The 22,466-nt window shown below is 45.5% G+C and carries 11 protein-coding genes; all 11 read right to left on the bottom strand.

Annotated elements, in window-relative coordinates:
- Window positions 1-38: 38 nt before the first annotated feature.
- Window positions 39-296: a hypothetical protein gene (locus tag SFRI_RS06270; protein ID WP_011636691.1), complete on the bottom strand. Its 258-nt coding sequence runs from the start codon at window positions 294-296 to the stop codon at window positions 39-41.
- Between the two features lie 64 nt (window positions 297-360).
- The gene (gene pfaD / locus SFRI_RS06275) at window positions 361-1,989 is read right to left on the bottom strand and encodes an eicosapentaenoate synthase subunit PfaD (RefSeq protein ID WP_011636692.1); all 1,629 of its coding nucleotides are present in this window, start codon (window positions 1,987-1,989) and stop codon (window positions 361-363) included.
- A 17-nt stretch (window positions 1,990-2,006) separates the two neighbouring features.
- Window positions 2,007-7,964, bottom strand: coding sequence for a hotdog fold thioesterase (locus SFRI_RS06280; protein ID WP_011636693.1), 5,958 nt, complete (start codon window positions 7,962-7,964; stop codon window positions 2,007-2,009).
- A complete protein-coding gene (locus tag SFRI_RS06285) occupies window positions 7,961-10,054 on the bottom strand; it encodes a PfaB family protein (protein ID WP_011636694.1) in 2,094 nt (697 codons plus the stop codon). The genes SFRI_RS06280 and SFRI_RS06285 overlap by 4 nt, the downstream gene beginning before the upstream one ends.
- Window positions 10,051-17,913 (bottom strand): type I polyketide synthase, encoded by a 7,863-nt coding sequence (locus tag SFRI_RS06290; RefSeq protein ID WP_011636695.1) that lies wholly within the window; start codon window positions 17,911-17,913, stop codon window positions 10,051-10,053. Before SFRI_RS06290 ends, SFRI_RS06285 begins: the two co-directional genes overlap by 4 nt.
- Complete coding sequence (locus tag SFRI_RS06295) at window positions 17,897-18,778, bottom strand: COG3415 family protein (protein WP_011636696.1); 882 nt, start codon at window positions 18,776-18,778, stop codon at window positions 17,897-17,899. Before SFRI_RS06295 ends, SFRI_RS06290 begins: the two co-directional genes overlap by 17 nt.
- Before the next feature lie 445 nt (window positions 18,779-19,223).
- A complete protein-coding gene (locus SFRI_RS06300; RefSeq protein WP_011636697.1) occupies window positions 19,224-20,222 on the bottom strand; it encodes an AgmX/PglI C-terminal domain-containing protein in 999 nt (332 codons plus the stop codon).
- A gap of 1 nt (window position 20,223) precedes the next feature.
- Window positions 20,224-20,757 (bottom strand): ExbD/TolR family protein, encoded by a 534-nt coding sequence (locus SFRI_RS06305; protein ID WP_011636698.1) that lies wholly within the window; start codon window positions 20,755-20,757, stop codon window positions 20,224-20,226.
- Window positions 20,754-21,320, bottom strand: a complete 567-nt coding sequence (locus SFRI_RS06310) for a biopolymer transporter ExbD (protein ID WP_011636699.1) — start codon at window positions 21,318-21,320, stop codon at window positions 20,754-20,756. Before SFRI_RS06310 ends, SFRI_RS06305 begins: the two co-directional genes overlap by 4 nt.
- Window positions 21,321-21,325: 5 nt before the next feature.
- Window positions 21,326-21,979 (bottom strand): MotA/TolQ/ExbB proton channel family protein, encoded by a 654-nt coding sequence (locus tag SFRI_RS06315; protein WP_011636700.1) that lies wholly within the window; start codon window positions 21,977-21,979, stop codon window positions 21,326-21,328.
- 132 nt (window positions 21,980-22,111) lie between these two features.
- A complete protein-coding gene (locus SFRI_RS06320) occupies window positions 22,112-22,465 on the bottom strand; it encodes a hypothetical protein (RefSeq protein WP_011636701.1) in 354 nt (117 codons plus the stop codon).
- Between the last annotated feature and the right edge of the window lies 1 nt (window position 22,466).

Below are 22,466 nucleotides of genomic sequence, written 5' to 3' on the forward strand. Positions count from 1 at the left end.
TTTTTATGAGGACATTAAATTGGCACGCTTAATTAATGCTATTTCATCAACGCAACGGCTTCCATGTCTAGCTCGATATCAGTGCAACCTTTAGCGCAATAAATCCCTGGGGCTTTAGCGCTTTTTGCTGCCTTTGGAGTGTTGGGAGGCAATTGCAGTGTCAACGGTTTATTGCAGTCATTGCAAGTGGCGCTATTGCCCTTTAGCATGCGTTTAATCAGATTCTTTTGCTGATTAAATGATGCCAATGTAGGGTCGTTAACTGCCGAAAAATCGAGTTTCTGTGTATCGCTCATGTTGGTTCCTATCTTTCTCGCTGATCTCGCAATAAAGCGAGATCAATCTATTTCACTTGATCGATCACTTTACTTGATCAATTGGGCGCCAGCGCTGTAATGCTACAGGAAGGCTAACACCTTGCGCTGTTAATAAATTTACTCGGGCTAAATAAGCCGCGCCATGCATTAAGTGTTTGGCTAAATCTACTGCATGACGCTGAGTATAGTCATCTAAATAACTGCCTTTAGCCCATGCGTTAAACGCGCCGAGTGCCGGACCTGCCCAGATTTGATAATCCATCTCGCGTCCAAGTTCACCAGTGTTTGACCAACGGCTAGACAGACCTAAGTACCAACGGAAAATCAACGCCATTTTACGTTTAGGATTATCTTTAGCGCGCTCTATTTGCTTTGGGTCGCGCTCATTAAAATGCGCTACTGTACCAGCCCAAATATCATCCAGGCTTGAGCGGAATACTTGTTTTTCAAGCTTTTCGCGCTCGTCCTTTGGTATCGCTTCAATCGAATCATAGCGGGTATAAATTTCGTATAACTTGTTGGCCCGCATTGGGAATAAAGTACCGCGTTTTACCACTTGCAGCTTAACACCCATTTCGAACATATCGGCGGCTGGCGCCATGGTCACATCGGCCATTTCTGTAGTGGCCAGTAATTTACGTGTATGCACGCTGGCTCCAGCTTCTACACAGGCTTGGTTGATTGAACCGGTAACAATGTAGGCTGCACCCATATGAAATGTCGCCAGTGCCGCGTCGGGCGTACCAACACCGCCACCGGCGCCAACCCGAATAGGAATTTTATAGTTGTATTGTGCTTGCACTTCATCTTTTAACGCTAAAATGGTCGGCAGTAAAGTGACTAATGGGCGATTGTCTGTGTGACCGCCTGAATCTGCTTCAGCGGTAATATCATCAGCCATGGGCACTAATTGAGCCAGCTCCATTTGTTCTGCGCTAATAAGTCCTTCATCAACCAACTGTTGCAGTATTTTAACGGGTGCAGGTTGCATAAACTTAATGGCGACTTCAGTACGGCTGATTTTTGCAATCACTTTATTGTCGATTTGAATGTCACCGTGTTTGTCACGGCTTAAGCCCGCTGCGCGGTAATAGACAATTTGTGGTGTTAAGCCTAAAAAGGCAGAGGCCTCAACAGTGCGCACTTTGTGCTTTAAAAACAGCTCGACACTGCCACGCTCTAACGCTGGCTCACTTGGGCTGTGGATTAAATTAAACGCATAAGGCCCGTTTGGCAGCGCGGCTTGAATGCGGTTTATTGCTTGTTCAACCCGTGACGGAATTAATCCTGCTGCGCCAAATGAACATAAAATACCCGCCTGACCTAATGCAATAACCAATTCTTCAGAAGAAATACCATTGGCCATTGCGCCAGCATAATAGGCAAATTTTACCCCGTGCACGCGGCGGAAATTACTGTCGCCTAAGCTTTGGGTGCCAAGGGCAGGGGCAAATGCGCTGACCGGCAGAGCATTTGCTGCAGTAATAGCATCAGTTACGACTTGGGCTTGCTGAGCAACCCCTAAGCCTTGTTGTGTGTCGTTAACCACATAACACGCTTGTGATAAATCTTTAAGCTTTTTGTCCATGCCAGTAGAGTCAAAACTGACGTGTTGCTGGCTAACTTGCCATGGCCAAGGAGAAAGCTTTTCGTTGTGCACTTGAGTTGTCATTATTATTCCTTTTTGGCCTAAGCTTCTTCAATACAGATGGCGATATCTTTGACTTCATAAATGCGCAGACCATCTTTACTGAGATTTGCGTCGCCTATTATGATGCGTTTACCGTCTTCATCTTTTACTGCACTGATATGTACATCAAGTGACATTTGTTTGTTCAGTGGGTTAATTTGACCGCGATATTTCCATTTAATATCCGACAATATTTGGCCGAACTTTGGATTAGTGAAACCTTTACCTAGGTCTGTGCTGATGGCGTAAGTTTGCATTAACTCGATCACAGCTTCAACACCTAATGAACCTGGCATTACCGGATCTTGATGGAAGTGGAATTGGAAGAACCAATCACTAGGGTCAATAGTGCGTGACGCAGCAAGATAGCCTTTACCGTATTTCCCGCCCGCTTCAACAATTTCTGCTTTGTCGATAAAGTTAAGCTGGCCACCCGCTAAACAATAATGCGGTTGGCTAGTTGGCGGAGTAAATACCCGTGACTGTTTATCCAGTAAGTTAACGCTGATGTCTGCCATGACATTGTTATCAACATGCCATGGTTGAGTTATTTTGCCGTTATCTATGCCTAACTGGTTCTTAAGCGCATCACCTTTAAAGTAACCAAATACCGCGCTACCTGTGTAAAAAGGCTCGTTATCGACACTTAACTCAAAGGTGAAGCTTTGAATAATGTTACTGCCAGCAATGACGGTTGATAATAGCTTTGAATCATTGACGATAGTTTTACCGCGTAAATCCACATGACGTAATAATTGTCCGCCACCGTCTAAGTTACGGAAAAATAGCTCTTGCCCAGGAAAGCCTAGGGTGGTGCCCATGTAGCCAGAAATAAAGCCATTGGGTTGTAATGAAATTTCCATTAACACCGAATAAGGCATTACCGCTTGATGGCTGTTTTTAGCAAAGTACCAAGCATCTGCCGGCACTTCGTATTCTGCTATACACGATGATGGCTTTTTCAATTCGCCGCGTTTACCGTTAATTTCAACCACGCGAGTGGTTAACTGTAAGTCGCCACAAGGTGTGCGCGGTGGGATAAGTCCGCGGTAAATACTAAAGTCAGGGCCAAAGCATTTTTCGATATCGCCAGTAGCAAACTCAAACATATGGTATGGGGTAAATGGAACGGTATCAGGCACGCGATTAGCGTACTTTGAATCGGCGCTTACAATGGGCGCTTCAACGTGTTTTAGTGGAATAACGCCTTTGTTAGTCGGGGCGTTTAAATCTGGAATTTGCGCCATTAACGGCGCTTTGTTAGCAATCACTTTACTGCTAGCGTTTGAATCAACTGCAGGGCTAGCGTCTAACGAGATAAGCGGATAACGAGTACATTCGGCATCTTCTTTAATCATCACACCCAAGTTTTGGAAATCGACCACGACTTTTCCATTGAGTAAAATATCAATATTGGCTTTGGCATACGGGCGGGGATGAATACCGATTTCAGTCACTTCCATGCGATAGGTCAGCTCAGCCGTTTGTGGTAACACTTGGCCACGACAGCGAACTTTTTGCGAAGCATTTTCCAATGGTTGGAATCGGCCATTTTCTACTAGAGTATGCATGCCGATGTGGATCATAAAGAACTGTAATAGCTGGCCACAACCTTCTGCCATTAACGAGCCTGCCATCACTTGGTCGCCTTGGAAATGACAAGGGAAATACCAATGGTCTGGCGCAATGTGTTTATGACCTTCGAGTAAGCCTAAGCCCCACGCGCCACCTTGTGTTTGTAATTGACTCACTCGCTCAATCATTAAGAATTTTTCTGAGGCAAAACAAAGCGATTTTTGTATTCCAGTTTGCAGTTGGTGCGCGACATGGTCGCCACCAAAACAGCTGCCAATATCACCAGTCAATAAATGATGGATTTGACCATAATCAAATGCCGTTTGGCTACAGTGGAGTAATGGGGTAAAGGTTGGTTTATTTGGATTGTTGATCACTTGTTGGCGATGTTTTATTTCATCTTCAGTTTGAATAACCCCTTTACCATCGGCCAGCTCTTGGTCGGTAAAGAAGCCTGCACAGCCACCATCCATTTTTAGGATCATCTTGTCGCCTACGAAACACTCGTAAGAGAAAAAGAATAATAACGTGTCGCCATTGCTGGCAAAGTTATTGATTTTAATGTCGTAACGCAGAGTGTCGCCGCCACGAGGTAAATCGGCTAAGAAGGTCAAAGTACAATCTAATAAGCGATAAACTCGTTCGCCTTTGTTTTCAAAGTCGATACCTAAATAACTGATCAACATTAAATCGCACTGACCCGATTCTACCGCTACAGCCCAAGGAATTTGACCATCCACTAAATACGGCGCATCGACGGGGATGTCGTATTCTGTGGTCATTGAACACGGTTTGTATTGATTCATGGTGGCATCGAGTTTAGTCACACGCGACACCAATAAATAATCTGTGGTCGGCAAGCGAACTCGGCGCGAGTAACTGTCGATAATGGCGTAATCTGGGCCAAACACCTTAGCGATATCGCCTTCGGCATATTCAACTAAATCAGCATAATTCCAAATACACGGTTTATCCGCTGGAATAGGCGCAGTGTAAGCTGGCACACAAGCATGATTAGGTTGGATCAACCTAGCGGGGCTAATTGCTTCACTCTTAACCACTGTTTGAACCGCAGCATTAACCGCATAAGTATTAGCCGCCGGAGACGCGACTTGAGTCGCAGTTGGTTGATGGCTCAAACCAGCCAATTGGGACCGTAATAAACTGTCTGCCACTTTTAAGCCTGCATCACGGCTGGCTAAATAAGCTAAATGCGCTTGTTGTGCTAACCACTGATTTTGTTGGAATGCCGTTAAATGTGCTGGTGGAATCGTATGATTTGTCATACTGGCAACCCTTGGTTGCTTTGGAATCGTTTTATTTGGCATATTTTCTGACATAAGAGGCTCGGCGATATTCTCGCTATTATTGACGCTAAGAGGGCTATTATCACCAATAGTTGGTTGCTTACTTTCAGTGGAACTGACCACAGTAGGGGCAATATCAGCACATTGATTAATAATACTGTCGAGGGTATCAAGTGGGCTGTCGATAATGTGTTGGTAAATATCGCGACCACCTAAACTGACTTGTTTAATTAAACTTAACTTACTGCCCGTGGCCAGTTGTTGAGTTAAATTATTGCCCAGTCGAGCGTGCAATGCGTGTTGTTGCGCCGCAGAAACCGACAGATTAACTTGTGAGTATTGATTGTCGCTACTGGTGAATACACTGGCATTGATAGACGGTTTGTCGATGTGACGAGTTTGCACTAAACCGTGCAGCAAACTGGCCATGCCTGAAGCGGCAAATGTATGACCGAGAATATCATGGGCTTTACTCAATAACGGTGCTGAGCTGACCGCTGTAGCTGCATCAGTTAATCTTTGGGTAAACTGTCGACCTTGAGTTGTTAATATGCATTCCGGCGATTGGTTTAACTCAACAATGTCTGCCGATAACTCAGTTGGTAATTGTGTTGGCAGTTGTGTTGGTAATTGTGACAATGGCGTAAAGTTAACGCTGTCGATACTGGCGTAACTATCAAGCTGAGAGTGTACAGCACTGGTTTGTTGCAGCACTAGCGCGCCAGCCCCTTCACCCACTAGCCAATCGGTTGAACGCAATCCTTTGGCGTTAAGCTTTGCGGTATTGAACAACATATTTTCAATGCTGCCAGACAGGTCTACAGCGGCAATAATGATGGCATCTAATGGTTCTTGTAACGACCCTAACGCAAACAGGTTTTGCGCCACATCTATACAGCGGTTAACTGACTGTTCGCCCGCAGAAATCGTAAATGCTGGGCCGTTGAAATCCCATAGTGAGGCTATCCGCGATGCCATAATATTGCCAATAAAACTGGTGTATTGGTTAAGCTTAGCGGCGTCGAGGACACTGTCCATCGCAATGGTTTCAAGGCTGTCATATTCCGCTGTAGATAATTGAATACCTTGAGCGTTAAGGCTTTGAGCTATTTGGCTATGTAAGTTAACTCGACCGCGGAATTGATGAAGTTCGAGTTCGGTTTCCATGGCGACTAATACCGCGACTTTACTGCCTGGTGTTAGCTTGGCATCGGCGATAGCTTCATCGGCGACTTTAATCAACAGTAGTTGTTGCGATATTAAGCGATCATCTTCATTGGGTGGCACTTTAAAGCGCAAGAAATCAAAATCGAACTGATCGATATACGCGCCTTGTGGTACATCTGTGATGCCATATTGGGCTAATAGTTCAGGATGTTTGTCTAAGCCTTTCCAGCGCTGAGTGGGTAGCGGGCTAAAGATGGCTTGTTTGGCGATGATTTTACTCGCCAGTGCATCAATACTGCTACATTGACCAAAATGCGCCGCCATGCCGGTAATGTGCATTGGCGTTTCTGCATCAACTAGCGCTGTGCTGCGAGTTTGAATGTTATTGTTCAGAGCGTTATTACTTAGAGAATTATTATTTTGAGAATGATTGTTCAGCGTCTTGTCAGTAACGGCTTTAGCTTGATACGACTCAAGTAATAAATGGGCGTTACAACCGCCAAAACCAAATACTGATACGCCAGCATGGCGGGCTTTATTGCCGACCTTATCGGGCCACGGCAGCACATCATTTGGCAAAGTCGCTTGACCAAATAAGCCATTAGGTGAGGCGATAGGGGCACTGATATTAATACTCGGTGGCAACACGCCTTCACGCATCGCAAAAATCATTTTCATGATCCCAGGCATGCCTGCTGCGGTGAGTAAATGGCCTAAATTGGATTTTGCGGAACCAATTAATGGCGTGGCGCTACCTTGAAGTTTATCTTCAAAAAAACGTTCCATCGAGGTTAATTCAACTTTGTCGCCTAATGGTGTCCCCGTAGCATGACATTCAATCACTTCAATGCTGGCAGGGGTTATGCCTGGGTCGATTGCGGCGGCATCACGATAAGCGCGCTCGAATGCTTGCACTTGGCCTTTGCTGTTTGGGCTTAACACAAACTGGCCTTTACCATCGTTCGACAAGCCAATGCCACTGACCAAAGCGTAAATATGGTCGCCATCACGCTCGGCATCTTCAAGGCGTTTGAGCACTAATACCCCTGCACCTTCACCAGCGAACAAACCTTTACTGTTACTATCAAATGGGGCGGAAATACCGTGGTCTGGGTAAGCATGAAATATCGAAAAGCCCATATTGATAAAAAACGGATCGGCTCCCGACACCGCGCCAGCCAGCATCATGTCTGATTTGCCGGTATGCAAGTAGTCGCAGGCCAATTTTAATGCGTAAACCGAACTTGCACAGGCGGCATCTAAACTTAGCTGCGTACCACCTAATCCCAAAGCATCGGCAACAATTTTAGAGGCGTTATGGGCAATGGCACCATTACGTAAGTTAACCGTTTTAGGCGCTACATTATTATTGTTATTGGCATTTTCTGCGGTATTGTTTTGCGATGCTTGATTAAACGATTGCAGATTAAAGTTTGGCTGCTGGAGTTTAATCTGTAAGGCTTTTTCGACCGCGCTGTGATAGAGCGGTACAAATAACTCGTTAGACTTGGCTGTAGGGAACGATAAAGTGCCCATGACAATGCCGGTGCGTTGCAGCACGTTATTGCTAAGGTCTATACCCGCGTCGGTTAACGCATTTCGGGCTGTGTCGGTTGCCCACAAGAAACTGTCATCCAAACCTGTAAATGCGTCGGGCTCAATACGATACCCTTGAGGGTTAAATTGAAAGTCTTGAATGTAGCCGCCTTTATCACAATAAAAACGGTCCGATTCGCCTTGTACACCCAAGTAATCACTCGGTGAAGCATTGAGTTTGCTCGCACTGATTTGGCTGCGTGAATCTTTTTTGTCTAATAAGTTTTGCCAAAATTTAGCGGGAGTATCCGCGTCGGGATACTGATTGGCTAAACCGACAATGGCTATTTTAGGGGTGGCTTGAGAACTCAATGAGGTTCTCCTTCTAATGATGTTTCACTGCAACGAGACAGTGGTGAGCCGCCGGCTATTGCCGTCTGCTGAGATAATGAGTTAATTGCATCGTCAAGGCTGCGAATAAAGGGCGTTAATGACATCGGCACGCGATGCGCCATTAGTTGTCCCAGACACTTGAGTAAACTGCTGACATCGTCGCCGCCTTTGGCATTAACGGCAACGGCCATTGCTGGGGACGTGTTGTTACTTTGAGCATTGATTTTGTCAATTAAGGTGGTGGTTTGTCTATCGGCTCCGACTTCAACAAATAATCGACAGCCTTGATCTCGAGCATTGTGGATTAATTGAGTAAAATCCAGCTGATGACAAAAAGTATCGGCAATCGATTGTGCAATAGCGTGTGAGTCTAACGTGACAGGCGCAACTTGAGCCGCCGAGATAAACTGCAAATGTTCGGGTAAGTTTGCCAACAGCGGTTGCAGATAAAACTGACGTACATGGTCGGTAATATTCAGTGCGGCTGGTGTATGCATTGCCGTAATTCGATTGGCTGCAATACCTCGTTTACCTGCTTGTTTTAACAATGCTTTACAACTGGATTCACAACCTGCGATAACACAAGTATCGCCTTGGATGATGGCAATATAAGCACGCGGGTAATCCGCTAAATGGGGCGTGAGTTCGTCAATACTGGCTCGAGTCACAAAGCTGTTCCACACAATGGTTTCGTCATCGGCTAATTGCCATTGTTGACGAACGCAGCGAAGCTCGCCTGAAATATCTTGGGTAAAGATACTGCTGTTTTGGGTTGCCTCAATCATAGTGTGTGGTGCTTGCCAAACATCTAGACTCGCCCACATGGCCGCTTCGCCCATGGAGTAACCCAAGGCAAACTTAGGTTCAATGGCAAATTCTTGCTGCAACAGTTTGGTTAACACATAACTGGCGCCCACACCGGCAATGGCTAATTGGCTCAAACTCATTTGTGCGGTACGGTTTTTATCTGCCGCGTAAATAAACTCGGTTTGTAACATCGATTGCATGTCACCTTGGTTTTCGAGTTCGGCATACACATTGGGAAAAACCAAGCCCATTTGACTGAGCATGTTTGGATACACAGTACCGACGCCAGGATAAACAAAACTTAAGCCATGATCACCCAGCGGCGCAGAATAGAAACAACTGCCAGCAGGGGTTTTATATTCTATCGACGGTTTATCGCTAACGTCTGACTGAAGGTGAGTCGACATTGTTGCCAACATTGCATTAATTTCTATGATTAATCCGCTACGATCCTGCGCCATTAACACTAAAGCTCGGGGCGCATCCGTTTGATAATCGGCCAATGTACTTTTGATAAGTTTTAGTAAGCTGACATCGTCTGTCGCCGAATTGACCTGCGCAGAGAAAGCCATCAGTTTAGTGTGCAGTTGCACCAATGAAGTGGCACACAGTGGCAGCCATAAACGTTGGGGGTTAACCAATTGCTTTGAGGCTACTAATGCACGCCCTTGGGTCAAGATCATTGCCTGAACACCGTTGGCACTTGGGTAACATAACGCTGCAACTCGACTTTGGTGAAGTGGGCTAAACCAATACAGGCTGTTAGCTTTGTCTTGTACTGGTATACAACGACTGGCGATAGACTCTACTAGGGCGGTCATTGCGGCCAATGCAGTTTGAGCATTGCTAGCAGTATTTGGTGTTACGCTGCCATCTAACGCGACAATCTGCGGTTGAGTATGTAAACGTTTTGCATGGCTCAGCGCCAATGTGATTGCTTCAGCCTGATTGCTACCAAGTGCAACACCATTGAGATAAGCGTGCGCATTGACGCCATGTTTCGCGGCAAGTAGCCCCTGCATTATCCACAACCGATCGGCAAGATTGATCATTTCATCGGTAGTGGATGATAGCCGCTCTATGCTGTGTAATAACGCCAGTTCAAAACCTTCGCTATGCTGAGTATCAATCGCAACGTAGTGCTCATTAACCGAGTCGATATTGGGGTCGCTCAGCAACAAAGCCAAGCGCATTGGCTTGGTTTGTTGCTGCAAAATACGCTCACTAATGGATTTTAGCGCCATGTTATCTGTGGCTGTCACACGGTGTCCTTGTGTGATAGTTCTGCAGAAGCTTGATGTGGAATAAATGCCCCATTCAAACTCTTACTAATGGTTACTTTAGCATTGAGCATTTGGCAACTCAGGCGGCCGTCTTGATGATATAAACTCACGTTAGCCACGAGCATTCTGCCGCTGTGCTTAACTACATCAAGTTGAATATAACCTTTATCACCATTTGCCAATGGCCAAGCAGTAACACACTCACCGGTTGTTGACGGTAAACTTGCAGCATCGTATTTCAGTCTTGCCCATACCAGCATGGCTTGTAGTAGCAAATCTTCAGCGAAAATTTGGCTACCACCTAATACCGATGACGGGATAAAACCTTGGCAGTCTGTGGCATTAATCTGCGGCAATTGCACTCGGCACAGTAGCTGAGCATCATCAAATGCCAACACTTGAGCAATGCCTTGCAAACGTGGGCCATGAAATAAGGTTCCGTTTTGGTACAGTTCAGCGCCTGAATACAATGGCGTCATGTTGGCCCATTGAGCCAAACTGTTGTCGCCAATAATCGGTTTAGCAACATCAGCTGCCAATATCGCCTTATTGATCACCAATTGAGCTTGGTATTGCGGTTTCATGGCGGCGCTTGGATCGCTTAACAAACGAGAGGAGATCAGCGCGCTGATCCCCGCGTCAGTTTGCGTTAGTGCCAGTTGCAACAAATGTGGCTCATTGGTGTCAAAAATAACCCCTTTAAGCAATTTGTATTCAGCAATACTGACAGGCACATGACATAACGTTTCTGCCGCATCACGCATCCATTGCATGGCGCATACCGTGGGTAATACCGGATTGCCAGCAATACAATGATCGCTAACAAAAGGCATTTCAGCTGGGGTTAATACTCGTGTCACCGTCTGACTGATAATATCAGTAGCCGATGACTTAGTCGTAACTGCCTCAGTCGTAACTGCGTTAGCCGTAAATGCTTTAGTCACAAGTGTATTAGTAGCAAATGTCAGCGAACCCTTAGCAATAAGCAAAGCGTCCGCATTAAGCTTTTTTACAGCGTTGTCCTGCTCTGATGAACCTTGCATATCAGAGCCAATAAGCAGTTGTGCCCCTTGTTGGCTTAATAAACTGTGGGCAAATAACTCGGCACCTGCTTGTAGTGGAATAACGTAAACGCCACGTTCAACAAACATTTTCTTTAATGCTGAACTGACCATACCGCCATCCCAAGGGCCCCAATTAAAACTCATCACTTTAGCTTGCGGTAAAGTGTGCGCTAGTTTCAGTGCGGTTTTATTGAGGATTTCATTCGACATAGCGTAATCACTCTGTCCGGTATTACCGTAAAAACCGGCCGCCGATGAAAACAGTGCAATAAGCTTAATCTGCTGTGGGTCGAGTGCATTAATAATGCTAGCAAGCCCAGTCACTTTGGTGTGGTATACGCGGTTAAGTTCATCCAAGGTTTTATCTTGAATGTGCTTATCGGCTAACACGCCAGCACCGTGAATAATCCCATTAATGGTTAATGAGTCGCCCTTGGTATTAGTCAGGCTATTAAGGCTGGCAGCTACCGCGGTGGCATTGCTGACATCCATCGAGACATATTGAGCACTGGCACCAACCTTGCTGAATGCGTTTAACGCAGCATCTATTTCTAGGCTGCTGCTTATTGGCCATACGAGTGCATCAATCTGTTTTGGCGTTGGTTTATTGCCTTGAGATTGAATATAAGCGATGGCTGCGGCTTTTAACTCAGAGGCTTTTTTGCCTTGTGCCCAAGCTGGTAAGTCTTTGCCAAAATGTTGGCTACGACCCGCTAACACAAAATGTGATTGGCATTGTTTGGCTAAGGTGAGGGCGCATTCAAACGTTACGCCTTTTGCGCCGCCGGTGACCAAAATAGTGTCACTTTTGTTTAGGCTTGCTGGTGCAAACTGCTCGCTGGCATTTTCGGCAACTAAAGTGACTCGACCTTGATTACTGATCCCCACTTCATTAATGCGATCCGCGCTAGCATTGGCACCATCGATATCAAATAACTCAGCAACGATGGCATCGGCAAAGCTTGTAGTATCAATATTGTTGGCAATGTCTAATGCGCGGCAAAACACCTGTGGCCATTCATGGCTTAGGGTTTTACTCAGACCAGATAAGGCTGCTTGGTTAAGCTCAGCTGTTGCGAGCTGAGTATTATCAAGATAACCAAATCCACCGTCTAAACGGCTCACGGTAAAGTAGCATAAACGCGAAGCTTGAGCTGGTTTTGCAAACTCAGCGTGAAGATGCTTAGCCCACAAAAACGCGTTGTCGACAGCGGCTTTTGCTGCAACAGTGCACGACATTAATTCGCTGCTGTTAGCGGTAGCTTGCGGCTGTAAATGAATAAAGCCCGCAATGGCATGTTCAGCGCCCAAGTCGGCCTTAATATCGGCAATCACTTGTGCAATTTGGGCATCATCAATGCTGCTCAACGTGTAGCTTTTAATATCACTGCTTAAGGGTGAATGTGCCACGGTAATGGTTTGTGGGTTACGAATAACGGCGACGGTTAATCCCTTTGCATTTAGCTTTTCTGCTAGTAAACCTGCACTGTGGCCATCGTCTGTGATGACAATACAAGAGTCTGTTGAAAAGCAATCTACGAGTTTATCCGCCGCTGGTAACTTTTTTAGCGCTACCTCGCTGTGTGGAGGTAATGCTGCGGTGTTAACGTCAACCTTGTTTGCAGTTGATGTTGGTGCGACCGGCGCAATCGCGTTTGCTGCAGGCAATTTGGTTTGCATGTAACAAACGATTTCACCTAGGGTGCGACATTCGGCTAAATCTTCTGGGTTCAACTCAGGTAAGCCTGGAAGCTCATCTTGCACAGTACCTAAAATCTCGACGCGTTTGATTGAGTCGATACCTAAATCGGCTTCCATGTCCATGCTCAGTTCAAGCATTTCTGCAGGGTAACCTGTTTTGTCGGCTACCACTGACATCATGGTGCTTAAAACGGTATCAGCACTTAATCCTGGTGTTGCTGGAGCAGATACTGGGGCCTCAGTGTTGGTTGCAGGCAATTTGGTTTGCATGTAGCTAACTATTTCGCCCAAGGTACGACACTCGGCTAAATCTTCTGGGTTCAGCTCAGGTAAACCTGGTAGTTCGTCTTGCACTGTGCCTAGAATTTCAACACGTTTGATTGAATCGATACCAAGGTCGGCTTCCATGTCCATGCTCAGTTCAAGCATTTCAGCAGGGTAACCGGTTTTGTCGGCTACTACTGACATCATGGTGCTTAATACTGTATCAGCACTCAAGCCCGAAGTTGCAGGTGCAGATACAATTGCTACTGGAGCCAATGTGCTGACAGCAGGTAATTTAGTTTGCATGTAGCTGACGATTTCGCCTAAGGTGCGACACTCGGCTAAATCTTCTGGATTCAGTTCAGGCAAACCAGGGAGCTCGTCTTGCACTGTGCCGAGAATTTCAACGCGTTTAATTGAGTCGATACCAAGGTCGGCTTCCATGTCCATGCCCAGTTCAAGCATTTCAGTTGGGTAACCGGTTTTATCGGCAACCACAGCTAACATAGTACGCTGAACGCTTTCTGCACTTAAGCCTGTTGCTGGCGCTGCAGATGCAATTGGTGCTGCAGCCACTGTGCTGGCAGCAGGCAGTTTAGTTTGCATGTAGCTAACGATTTCACCCAAGGTGCGACACTCAGCTAAATCTTCTGGGCTCAGTTCAGGTAAACCTGGAAGCTCATCTTGTACTGTGCCTAAAATTTCCACACGCTTGATGGAGTCGATACCAAGGTCTGCTTCCATGTCCATGCCCAGTTCAAGCATTTCAGTTGGGTAACCGGTTTTATCGGCAACCACAGCTAACATGGTACGTTGGACGTTTTCAGCCGTTAAGCCTGTTGATGCTGGTGCTGCAGTAACTACCGATGTTGATCCCGTTGACGCTGCAGCAACCGAGTTGGCCGCTGGTAATTTGGTTTGCATGTAGCTAACGATTTCGCCCAAGGTGCGACACTCGGCTAGATCTTCTGGGCTCAGTTCTGGTAAGCCTGGAAGCTCATCTTGTACTGTGCCTAAGATTTCGACCCGCTTGATTGAGTCGATACCAAGGTCTGCTTCCATGTCCATGCCAAGTTCAAGCATTTCTGTTGGGTAACCAGTTTTGTCAGCAACTACATTGAGCATAGTGTCTAACACTTGTTGCTGTGTTAGTCCGGCTGTTGGTGCAGAAACCGCTGCTGAGCTAACTTGCTGAGCGACAGGAGCCTGGACAGGTTTACTGGCTGTTGGTTGTGATTGAACCGCTTGAGTTGTTTGAACCTGAGCAACAGGAGCTACGACAGGTGAAGGTGTCGTTGTGGCTTGAGCAACTTGGCTTGGCTGCACAAATGCAGGCTGTACTGATGGAGCAGGTACAGATACTGTTGCTTGTATTGAAGGTGTTACCGTTTGCCCTTGCAACATGGCTAATGCGGCTTGGTTTGCTTGTGCTTGCTGCGTTAAAAATTGGGTATGACTTTGCAATGTTTGTGCTTGATGCTGGTGGAACATCTCCATCGAACGTTGCAAGCTTTCTGGAATGGCTAATCCCGATGACGCCATTTGTGCTTGGGCTGTCATCAGGTGAGCAAAGGTGTCGCCATATTGCTGTGGTATGGCTAAAAACTGCTGATGTAATTCAGCTGTTTGTTGCTGCGCAGCAAAAAATGCACCGATACTATCGGCCGACGCTGGTACACTTAAGCTAACCGGTTGAGCTTTAGCTACAGGAGTCGTTGCCGCTAAAGGTGCGGCGACTGCAGAGGCTTGAGCTTGTGCTGCAGGCACTTCAATATATTCAGTTTTAATGACTTCTTTTTCCACAATCTTTTCCACAACTTTTTCGACAGGCACTTCCACTGTCTGGCTGGTAACGGTGCCAGTTTGCAATGATTTTTGCATTTTGGCTTGAGTGGCGGGACTAATATAATTACTCGCGGTTAACTTAACGTTCATCGGTGACACTTTTGCAAGCTCAGCGATAGGCGCTTGATATGGATCAACCTCGGTTAATGCAACACCTAATACTGCAAGCTGACAAGCCGCTTGGCGTAGTTGAGTGTCACTATTGCCTTTAGGATTTGGGTTCAAGCTCACTACACTTACTGACTCTGCTTTGTTGCCTAGGGTCGCTTCAACCAACTTGTGGAGGATATTCTTAGGACCAAACTCAACAAATACACGAGCACCAGCATCATACATGGCATTTAGTTGCTCGCTAAAACGAACCGATTGCAACATATGTTCACTAAATACTGCTTGGATTGCTTTAGCATCGTTAGGATGTGCTTTACCTGTGCCATTGGCATAAAGGCTTAGTTTTGGCTTAGCAAATTTAATCTTATTGATTGCCGCAGCAAACGGCTGCTGCGCATGTGCCACTAATGGAGTGTGGAACGCACCAGAAACCGGCAGGGCTATTGCTTTAAAACCAAGTTCGGTGGTGATAGCTTGTGCCGCTAAGGTACATGACGCTGTTGGGCCTGCAATAACCAGTTGGGTTGGTGCATTGTAATTAGCCACCTTGACGCCTTCAAATGCACTAATGCACTGTTCAAGCTTTTCAACTCCGTTGTCAACAGATTGAGCTGGGACAATAATGGCGTACATTACGCCAGCGTCTTGATCTTTAGGTGTTGCCGCCATTGCTTGGCCACGAGCGAAGGCCAATTGGTAATAATCAGCTTGGCTAATGACGCCTGCAGCACATAATGCTGACAGTTCACCAAAACTATGGCCAGCAACCATATCGGCTTTAAAACCTGCTTGAGTCAATAATGCATATTGGCCCATGCTGACCGCGCCAATAGCACTCTGGGCATTGGCTGTATTGGTTAATGCTGCCTGTTGTGCGGCAATATCTTCGGCTTCAAAAGCAGGGTTTGGGTACATAATTTGCGATAGTGGCGTTTGTTTATGTTGCGCAAACACCTTGTCTGCTTGCATCAGTTGTTGACGCATTTCTGGATACAAACAGGCTAAATCGGCGCCCATGTTCAGATATTGTGCCCCTTGCCCAGCAAATAGTGCTGCCACTTTATGGCTTGCCGCTTCAGGATGAATCAATGCTGCTGCGCGATAACTGGTACCAGAAGGCAATTGCCAGCTGTCGGCAGTATTTGAGCTTAACTGCGCAAGCGCCTGAGTCAGCTGAATGGTTAAGTCTGCTAATGAAGCAACCACTAAGCCTATACGTGCCGCATTAGGGGCGATGGTATTTAAGGCAAAACGTTTACCAAAATCGGCTAATACAATTTCTTGGCGATTTTGCTGTGTGGTATCAACAGCCTTAATTTCAGTTTGCAGGGCGGTTAATTGAGCCTGTAATGCAGCTTTATTTTCAGCATGGATCAATAGACTTTGTGGTACTGAGCGTTGACGATACTTATCGCCTCGAACATGTTCTTGGCGATATTCTTCCAACACAATGTGGAAGTTGGTGCCACCAAAACCAAATGCACTAATACCCGCGCGGCGCGGCGTATTGTCTGCACGAGGTAACCAAGGGCGGGTTTCGGTGTTTAAATAAAATGGCGAATCTTGAATGTTTAAATTGGGATTCGGTTTACTGACGTTAATGGTCGGTGGCAACACTTTATGATGCAAAGCCAGAGCCGCTTTAATCACACCAGCGGTTCCTGCGGTTGATTTAGTGTGGCCAACTTGCGATTTAACAGACCCAAGAGCAATATGCTGTTGAGTGTCATTACCGTCTGCAAACACCGACTTTAGGCCATTGAACTCCGCAACATCACCTGCTGCAGTACCAGTACCATGGGCTTCAATTAAGCCAACAGTTTGCGGCGCAAAACCTGCATCATCATAAGCGCGTCTTAATGCTTTAGCTTGGCCTTCAGGGCGCGGTGCATAAATACTTTTAAACTTACCATCTGATGATGAGCCAATACCTTTAATAACAGCATAAATTCGGTCACCATCACGTTCGGCATCATCAAGACGTTTAAGCGCCATCATGCCAATACCTTCACCTATCATCATGCCTTTTGAATCAATGTCAAAAGGTTGAATGGTGTCGTTGGTGGTAAATGCCGGTGTTTTTGAAAAGCTCATGTACATAGATGGCGAGTTATCGGTACACACACCACCGGTGATCATCATGTCACTGCGGCCTTCAACTAATTCTGTAATCGCCATGCGCATTGCCGCTAAAGAACCGGCACAAGCTGCGTCAACCACGCAATTCATGCCGCCTAGATCAAAGCGGTTAGCGATACGCCCTGCAATTACATTGCCGAGTGAACCTGGAAATGAGTTTTCTTCCCAGTGAATATATTGATCCTGAAACTTTTTGATCAACATCTCAGTGTCTTCATCACTTAGACCACTATTTTTAAATACTTTTTTGAGTATTGGGTACTGTAAGCGACCGCTGAGGCTATGATTGATTTTTTGACCACCGCCGACACCTAATGTAATACCGATGCGATCGGTATCGTACTGTGCATCAATACCTGCATCTGCCAGCACTTCTTTGGCGACCACTAACGATAATAGTTGTGAGGTGTCTGTTAGTTCGAGGATATTAGGTGGCAGGCCAAATTCCATTGGATTGAAATCGACTTCCGGTAAAAAACCACCGCGCTTACAGTAGCTTTTATCGGCCATTGATTTATCGGCATTGTAGTAATCTTCAGCATTCCAATGGCTTTCTGGAACGTCGATAATCGCATCAATTTTTTCGCTGATTAAATCCCAAAACTTGTTTAGGTAACGTGAGTTAGCAAAAATACTTGCCATGCCGACAATCGCGATAGGCATGTCTTTTAAGCGTTTGTTTAAACGCTTATCTTTATTACTGGATTGGCTCATATGAGTCTCCGTTTGATAACTGAGGTTCAGTTATCTGGTGTTGGGATCCAGCTGCATCAATGGTGCTAGTGGATACTGCTGCTGGTTGACTTGCTCCGGGAAAACGAGCAAGAAAAGTGTGATAATTGCGAACCAATAACTTACGTAAATGAAATGGTCCGTGCTTTAAGACATGCGTGATATAGCGATTACTCGCTTGGGTATGGCTGTCTTGATAAATATCGAGGTAAACCCAGTCAGACTTAAAATCGACTCCAAGCAAAACAGAATAGGCTTGCTGCTTCGTTAATTGAGGCGGAATACTTAACGACACTACTTGCACTACGTTGTCTGGATCTGGACTCGGCAGGGACAAAGTATCGGCTAAGGTCTTAGGGTTAACGGTATAGGTTTGTATATCAGCGCCCTGAGTAATCGGCAGCTGATTGAAGAATTTTTCTGGCACAAAAGGGCTGTCAAATTCGTCTAGTTTAGAGACCCCAAAACGCTTTAAGCAGCGGGCAAGGCCGGAGCGAGAGACATTGGGGTTGATAAATTCTTGGGTGACTTTTAGTAGCCGATCTAAAGGCATTTTTAATTGATAACGCAAGCCCAGCATCACGTATTCTTCCATCGGAGATAGTGTCGTGTTGAGTTTGTGCGGGGTATTCGGGGTGTTATCGATTGAGTCACGTTTACGCCATTTACGTACTGTGGCTTCGCTGATATTGAGAATTTTGGATAACTGACTGACACTGTAATCGGATTGCTGAATAAATTGACGCATTTCAGGCGTCGTCGTCGCATTACGGTGTTGAACCGTTTTTTGGCGAGGCTTGCCCTTAAATAAACCTGATTCTAAATGTGTTGTTATCTTTTTTGTCATCTAGACCGGGATTCCAAATAATCTATTGGGACTTTAGCGCATTTAAACTTACCGATACTTACTTAAGTCATACTTAAAGAAGTTAAAAGTTAGTCTAAATATCCATTTATGCTTTTTTTAGCACAAAGCACATTACCTGAGGTTTCACTCCGATACAATCACCCGAGACTGAAAACGATATCTTAGATGTAAAAAAATATTTACCTAAGGAATGTGAGGAGCGACCACCTTCGCTCATTAGGGGATAACAATACGTTATACATTCCAGACCCAGTATTGATTCTTTTGAAATAAGTGATGAACTGTCGATGGGGGAGCTGTTTATAAAAGGCCCGAATTCAACTCTAGCTGTTCATCTATTTAATCTTCGTATTCAAATAAAAAAAGCAGGTAAGAGTTGCCTCATTACCTGCTTTTTTATCAATCGACATTAAGGTTACACCAATCAACTCGGGAAGAAGTCGATAGCCCAGATAGTGGTCATTACCGCGACTTTTTCTGCTGGGAAGCTGATAGAGCGTAATACCAAGGTTAATTGGCGCTCTAATTTGGCGTTATTTAGCTCGCTTGAGTTAATCGTCACTTTACTGACATTGCCATTAGGTTGGATGACAATTTCAAACATCACTTTGCCTTTTAAGAACGGATCTTTTCGCAGTGCGCGATTGTATAACGAATAAAGCCGAGACTTATTGGCCTCCAATGTACGCCTAAGTGCCGCTTCTGAACGTTGTCCATTTTGGCTCGCTTGGCTGGCTTTTTCTGCAGAGGCACCTTGGGTGGCTAACACTTCTTCTTTTGCTAAGCGTATTTGTTGAGTTTGATTGCCACTTAATGACTCAGCTGCAACGGTTTGGCTAATGGCTGACTTGGCTAAGCTTTCGGTTTGCTTATTCGCAGCACCAGCCAACAAGTCACGCTTTACTTTGACTTCTTGTGCCGTCGTTTGATCAAGTTTACGTTGCGCAGCGGGTTTAACGTCAAAGGCTTCGCGCATTGAAAAAAGCTCGTCTTTCATCGCCGCTAAGCCTGATGTGCTGGCTTTTTCTTTTGCTGCTTCACGCGTCGTCGGCTGCACTATTTGTGGCTTTACAGCTTGTTCAACAGGCTTTTCTGGTACTTTTTCTTCTGGTGGTGCTAGCTCAGGCTCTAGTTTTGGCAGCGGTTCTGGCTCGGGCGGTTTCACTTCTGGTTTGACAGGTGGCGGTAGCTGCTTTTCTTGCAAGATGATTTTGGCTAATTGTGGCGGTACTTGCTCTTTCACTTCGCGCGGCAGTTCAACTTGTTCAAGCATGGGCACTACGACCGCAAAGACGACATAAACTAACAGCAACAACCACAAAATCTGTTTAAACAGTTTGTCTTGTTTGCTGGGTTTAAATAAGTCGCCTAAATCATTAAAACTCTGATTGGCTTCATGATGGTGTAAGGTTGCTGTTGTCATATTAGCCCTCACCATTAGTTTGCTTTGCTTGTTGTTCAACCGCCAACGAAATATCGCGGTAACCGGTTGCCGCGCAAGCAGTCATAATTTGCTTAAGCACCACATAAGGTGTTGATGCATCGCCAATAATAGTTACCGCACGACCATTTTGTTGCTCGGTTTCGCTTAGTTCAATACGTTTACTGGCTTGATAGGTTAACTCTGTGGTTAAGGTGCTAATAAACTCAGGGTTTTCTTGTTCGGTTAAGCCCACTCCATCTGGGCCTTTTTGCCATATTGCGCGTTCTTGCACTAATACTGTGTCTGCTAGTACAGTAATCACCAGATTTTCGACTGGCAGGGCTTCTGCCACCGACACTGGTAAAGTCATCTTGTCGATGTTTTGCAGTACTCGCACTTCAGATTGATTCACAATCAAGAAAAATACCAAAATGGTAAAAATATCCATTAACGCAACAAGGTTGAGCTTGCTACCGGCTTTTAAGCGTTTGTGATGTTTGGCTAATCTTCGGCTTCTTGCCGATTGCTTCATCATGGCTTAGCTCCTACTGGTTTTCCAATAGTGGCTTGTGTCGGTGGGGCGATATCTGCGTCATTAGTGGCCGGAGCATCACCTAATGAGATCATCGGAAACAGTTCCGCATCTACCAAATTGGCTGCCACTACCGCTTTAAATGATCGTACCGTGTCCATGGCGGACACTATGGTTTGATAGTCAACCGCAGGATCAAGTAACAATACGATGTCATTTTTTTCTATGCCTTGTTGCTGAAACGTCAGTTTCAAGTCTTGTAGATACACAGACAATGCGGCGAAATCATAACCTTTATCAGTCAGTTCAAACTGTTTAAGTGACATGCCTGCAGGGTAGTTTAGTGCTAAGCGCGCAGGGGTAATCACGAGTTCGAGTATTTTGGGCTCTTGATCATCTTGTGCTTGTTCAGCTTCTGACAATACTGGTAATTGCAGATTTAAAATACGCACTTGTGAGAACACCAAACTCAGCAGAAGTACTGGCACTAACACGATCATCAAATTCATGAATGAGGTGATATCCAGTTCTGCGTCTTGGGTATTGGGGCGACGACGGCGTCTCATACTCATTAGCCTCGGTTGTTATCCGTTTGCTTGTTAAATGACAATGAATTGAGCAGTTTAATGCCTGCCATTTCAATAGAGTCAACTATAGTTGCCGTTTTAGTTTGTAGGCTTGAATGAAATAAAATCAGCGGAATGGCAGTGATCAAACCAAATGCGGTGGTGTTCATCGCAACCGAAATACTAGAAGACAATAAGTTGGCTTTTTCAGCTGGATCGGCGCTAGCCACTGCCGAGAATGCTGCGATTAAGCCCATAATGGTACCTAATAGACCCAATAAGGTGGCGATGTTAGCGAGAGTGGCAATAAAGGGGGTGCGTTTTTCAAGGCGTAACATGTATTCCATCACGGTTTCTTCCATGGCGTATTCCACGTCTTCACGGCGACTTGCACTTGATATACGGGCAATACCTGACTGCAATACATCAAACACGGGGGCTTTATGGTTTTGTGCATGCTGGCTAATGGTGTTGATGTCACCGGTTTTTAAAGCATTTTTAATCAGTGCAAAAGCCTGTTGATTGGTGCGATGTGCAGAGCTTAAATATAACCAGCGCTCAATGGTAATGGCCAAACCGACCACTAACACTAAGGCGATAGGGTAGATAAATGGGCCGCCATTTTGTAAAAACGCAATGATATGGTCGGTAAAACTCATGTGATGTTCCTTCTCTTATTGTCGTATTGAACACTGGCGTTAATGGCTACAGGTGTTCAATTGTTTTTGTTAGGTATTACTCAGTTTTTGGCTAGCATGTTGCTTATTTAGAGTCATTATTTAATGATGCATTTATTGATCATTTTCTGGTTTGCCGTTGGCAAAATCTCTCACTTGTTGCCTAAATATTTTAGGGTTAATGGGTTTAAATTCTGGCAAGGTTAGCGGCATGTCTTGGTTGTTAATATTTATTGGGTTGGTGATCCCTTGCCACGGCATAATATAAAGCACTTTGGGTTGCTCTTGTGAGCCGGTCACTTGGCTTTGGATCACCACAGGTTTGTTGCTTGTGGGTTTCACTGTTTGTTGTTTTTCAGTGTCATCATTGGCAACCACCTGAGCAGAGACACTCAGTAAACTGACGGCTAAAAACAGCGGCAATGTGCCAAGACGACACCTTGCTTGAAACACCTTTTTCATGGTCATC

The sequence above is a fragment of the Shewanella frigidimarina NCIMB 400 genome, assembly GCF_000014705.1.
Taxonomy (GTDB): Bacteria; Pseudomonadota; Gammaproteobacteria; order Enterobacterales; family Shewanellaceae; genus Shewanella; species Shewanella frigidimarina.

Excerpts from the sequence above, each read along its gene's own strand:
- SFRI_RS06270 (WP_011636691.1), bottom strand. The coding sequence starts at position 296 with ATGAGCGATACACAGAAACTCGATTTTTCGGCAGTTAACGACCCTACA.
- pfaD (WP_011636692.1), bottom strand. The coding sequence starts at position 1,989 with ATGACAACTCAAGTGCACAACGAAAAGCTTTCTCCTTGGCCATGGCAA.
- SFRI_RS06290 (WP_011636695.1), bottom strand. The coding sequence starts at position 17,913 with ATGAGCCAATCCAGTAATAAAGATAAGCGTTTAAACAAACGCTTAAAA.
- SFRI_RS06295 (WP_011636696.1), bottom strand. The coding sequence starts at position 18,778 with ATGACAAAAAAGATAACAACACATTTAGAATCAGGTTTATTTAAGGGC.
- SFRI_RS06300 (WP_011636697.1), bottom strand. The coding sequence starts at position 20,222 with ATGACAACAGCAACCTTACACCATCATGAAGCCAATCAGAGTTTTAAT.
- SFRI_RS06305 (WP_011636698.1), bottom strand. The coding sequence starts at position 20,757 with ATGATGAAGCAATCGGCAAGAAGCCGAAGATTAGCCAAACATCACAAA.
- SFRI_RS06310 (WP_011636699.1), bottom strand. The coding sequence starts at position 21,320 with ATGAGACGCCGTCGTCGCCCCAATACCCAAGACGCAGAACTGGATATC.
- SFRI_RS06315 (WP_011636700.1), bottom strand. The coding sequence starts at position 21,979 with ATGAGTTTTACCGACCATATCATTGCGTTTTTACAAAATGGCGGCCCA.
- SFRI_RS06320 (WP_011636701.1), bottom strand. The coding sequence starts at position 22,465 with ATGACCATGAAAAAGGTGTTTCAAGCAAGGTGTCGTCTTGGCACATTG.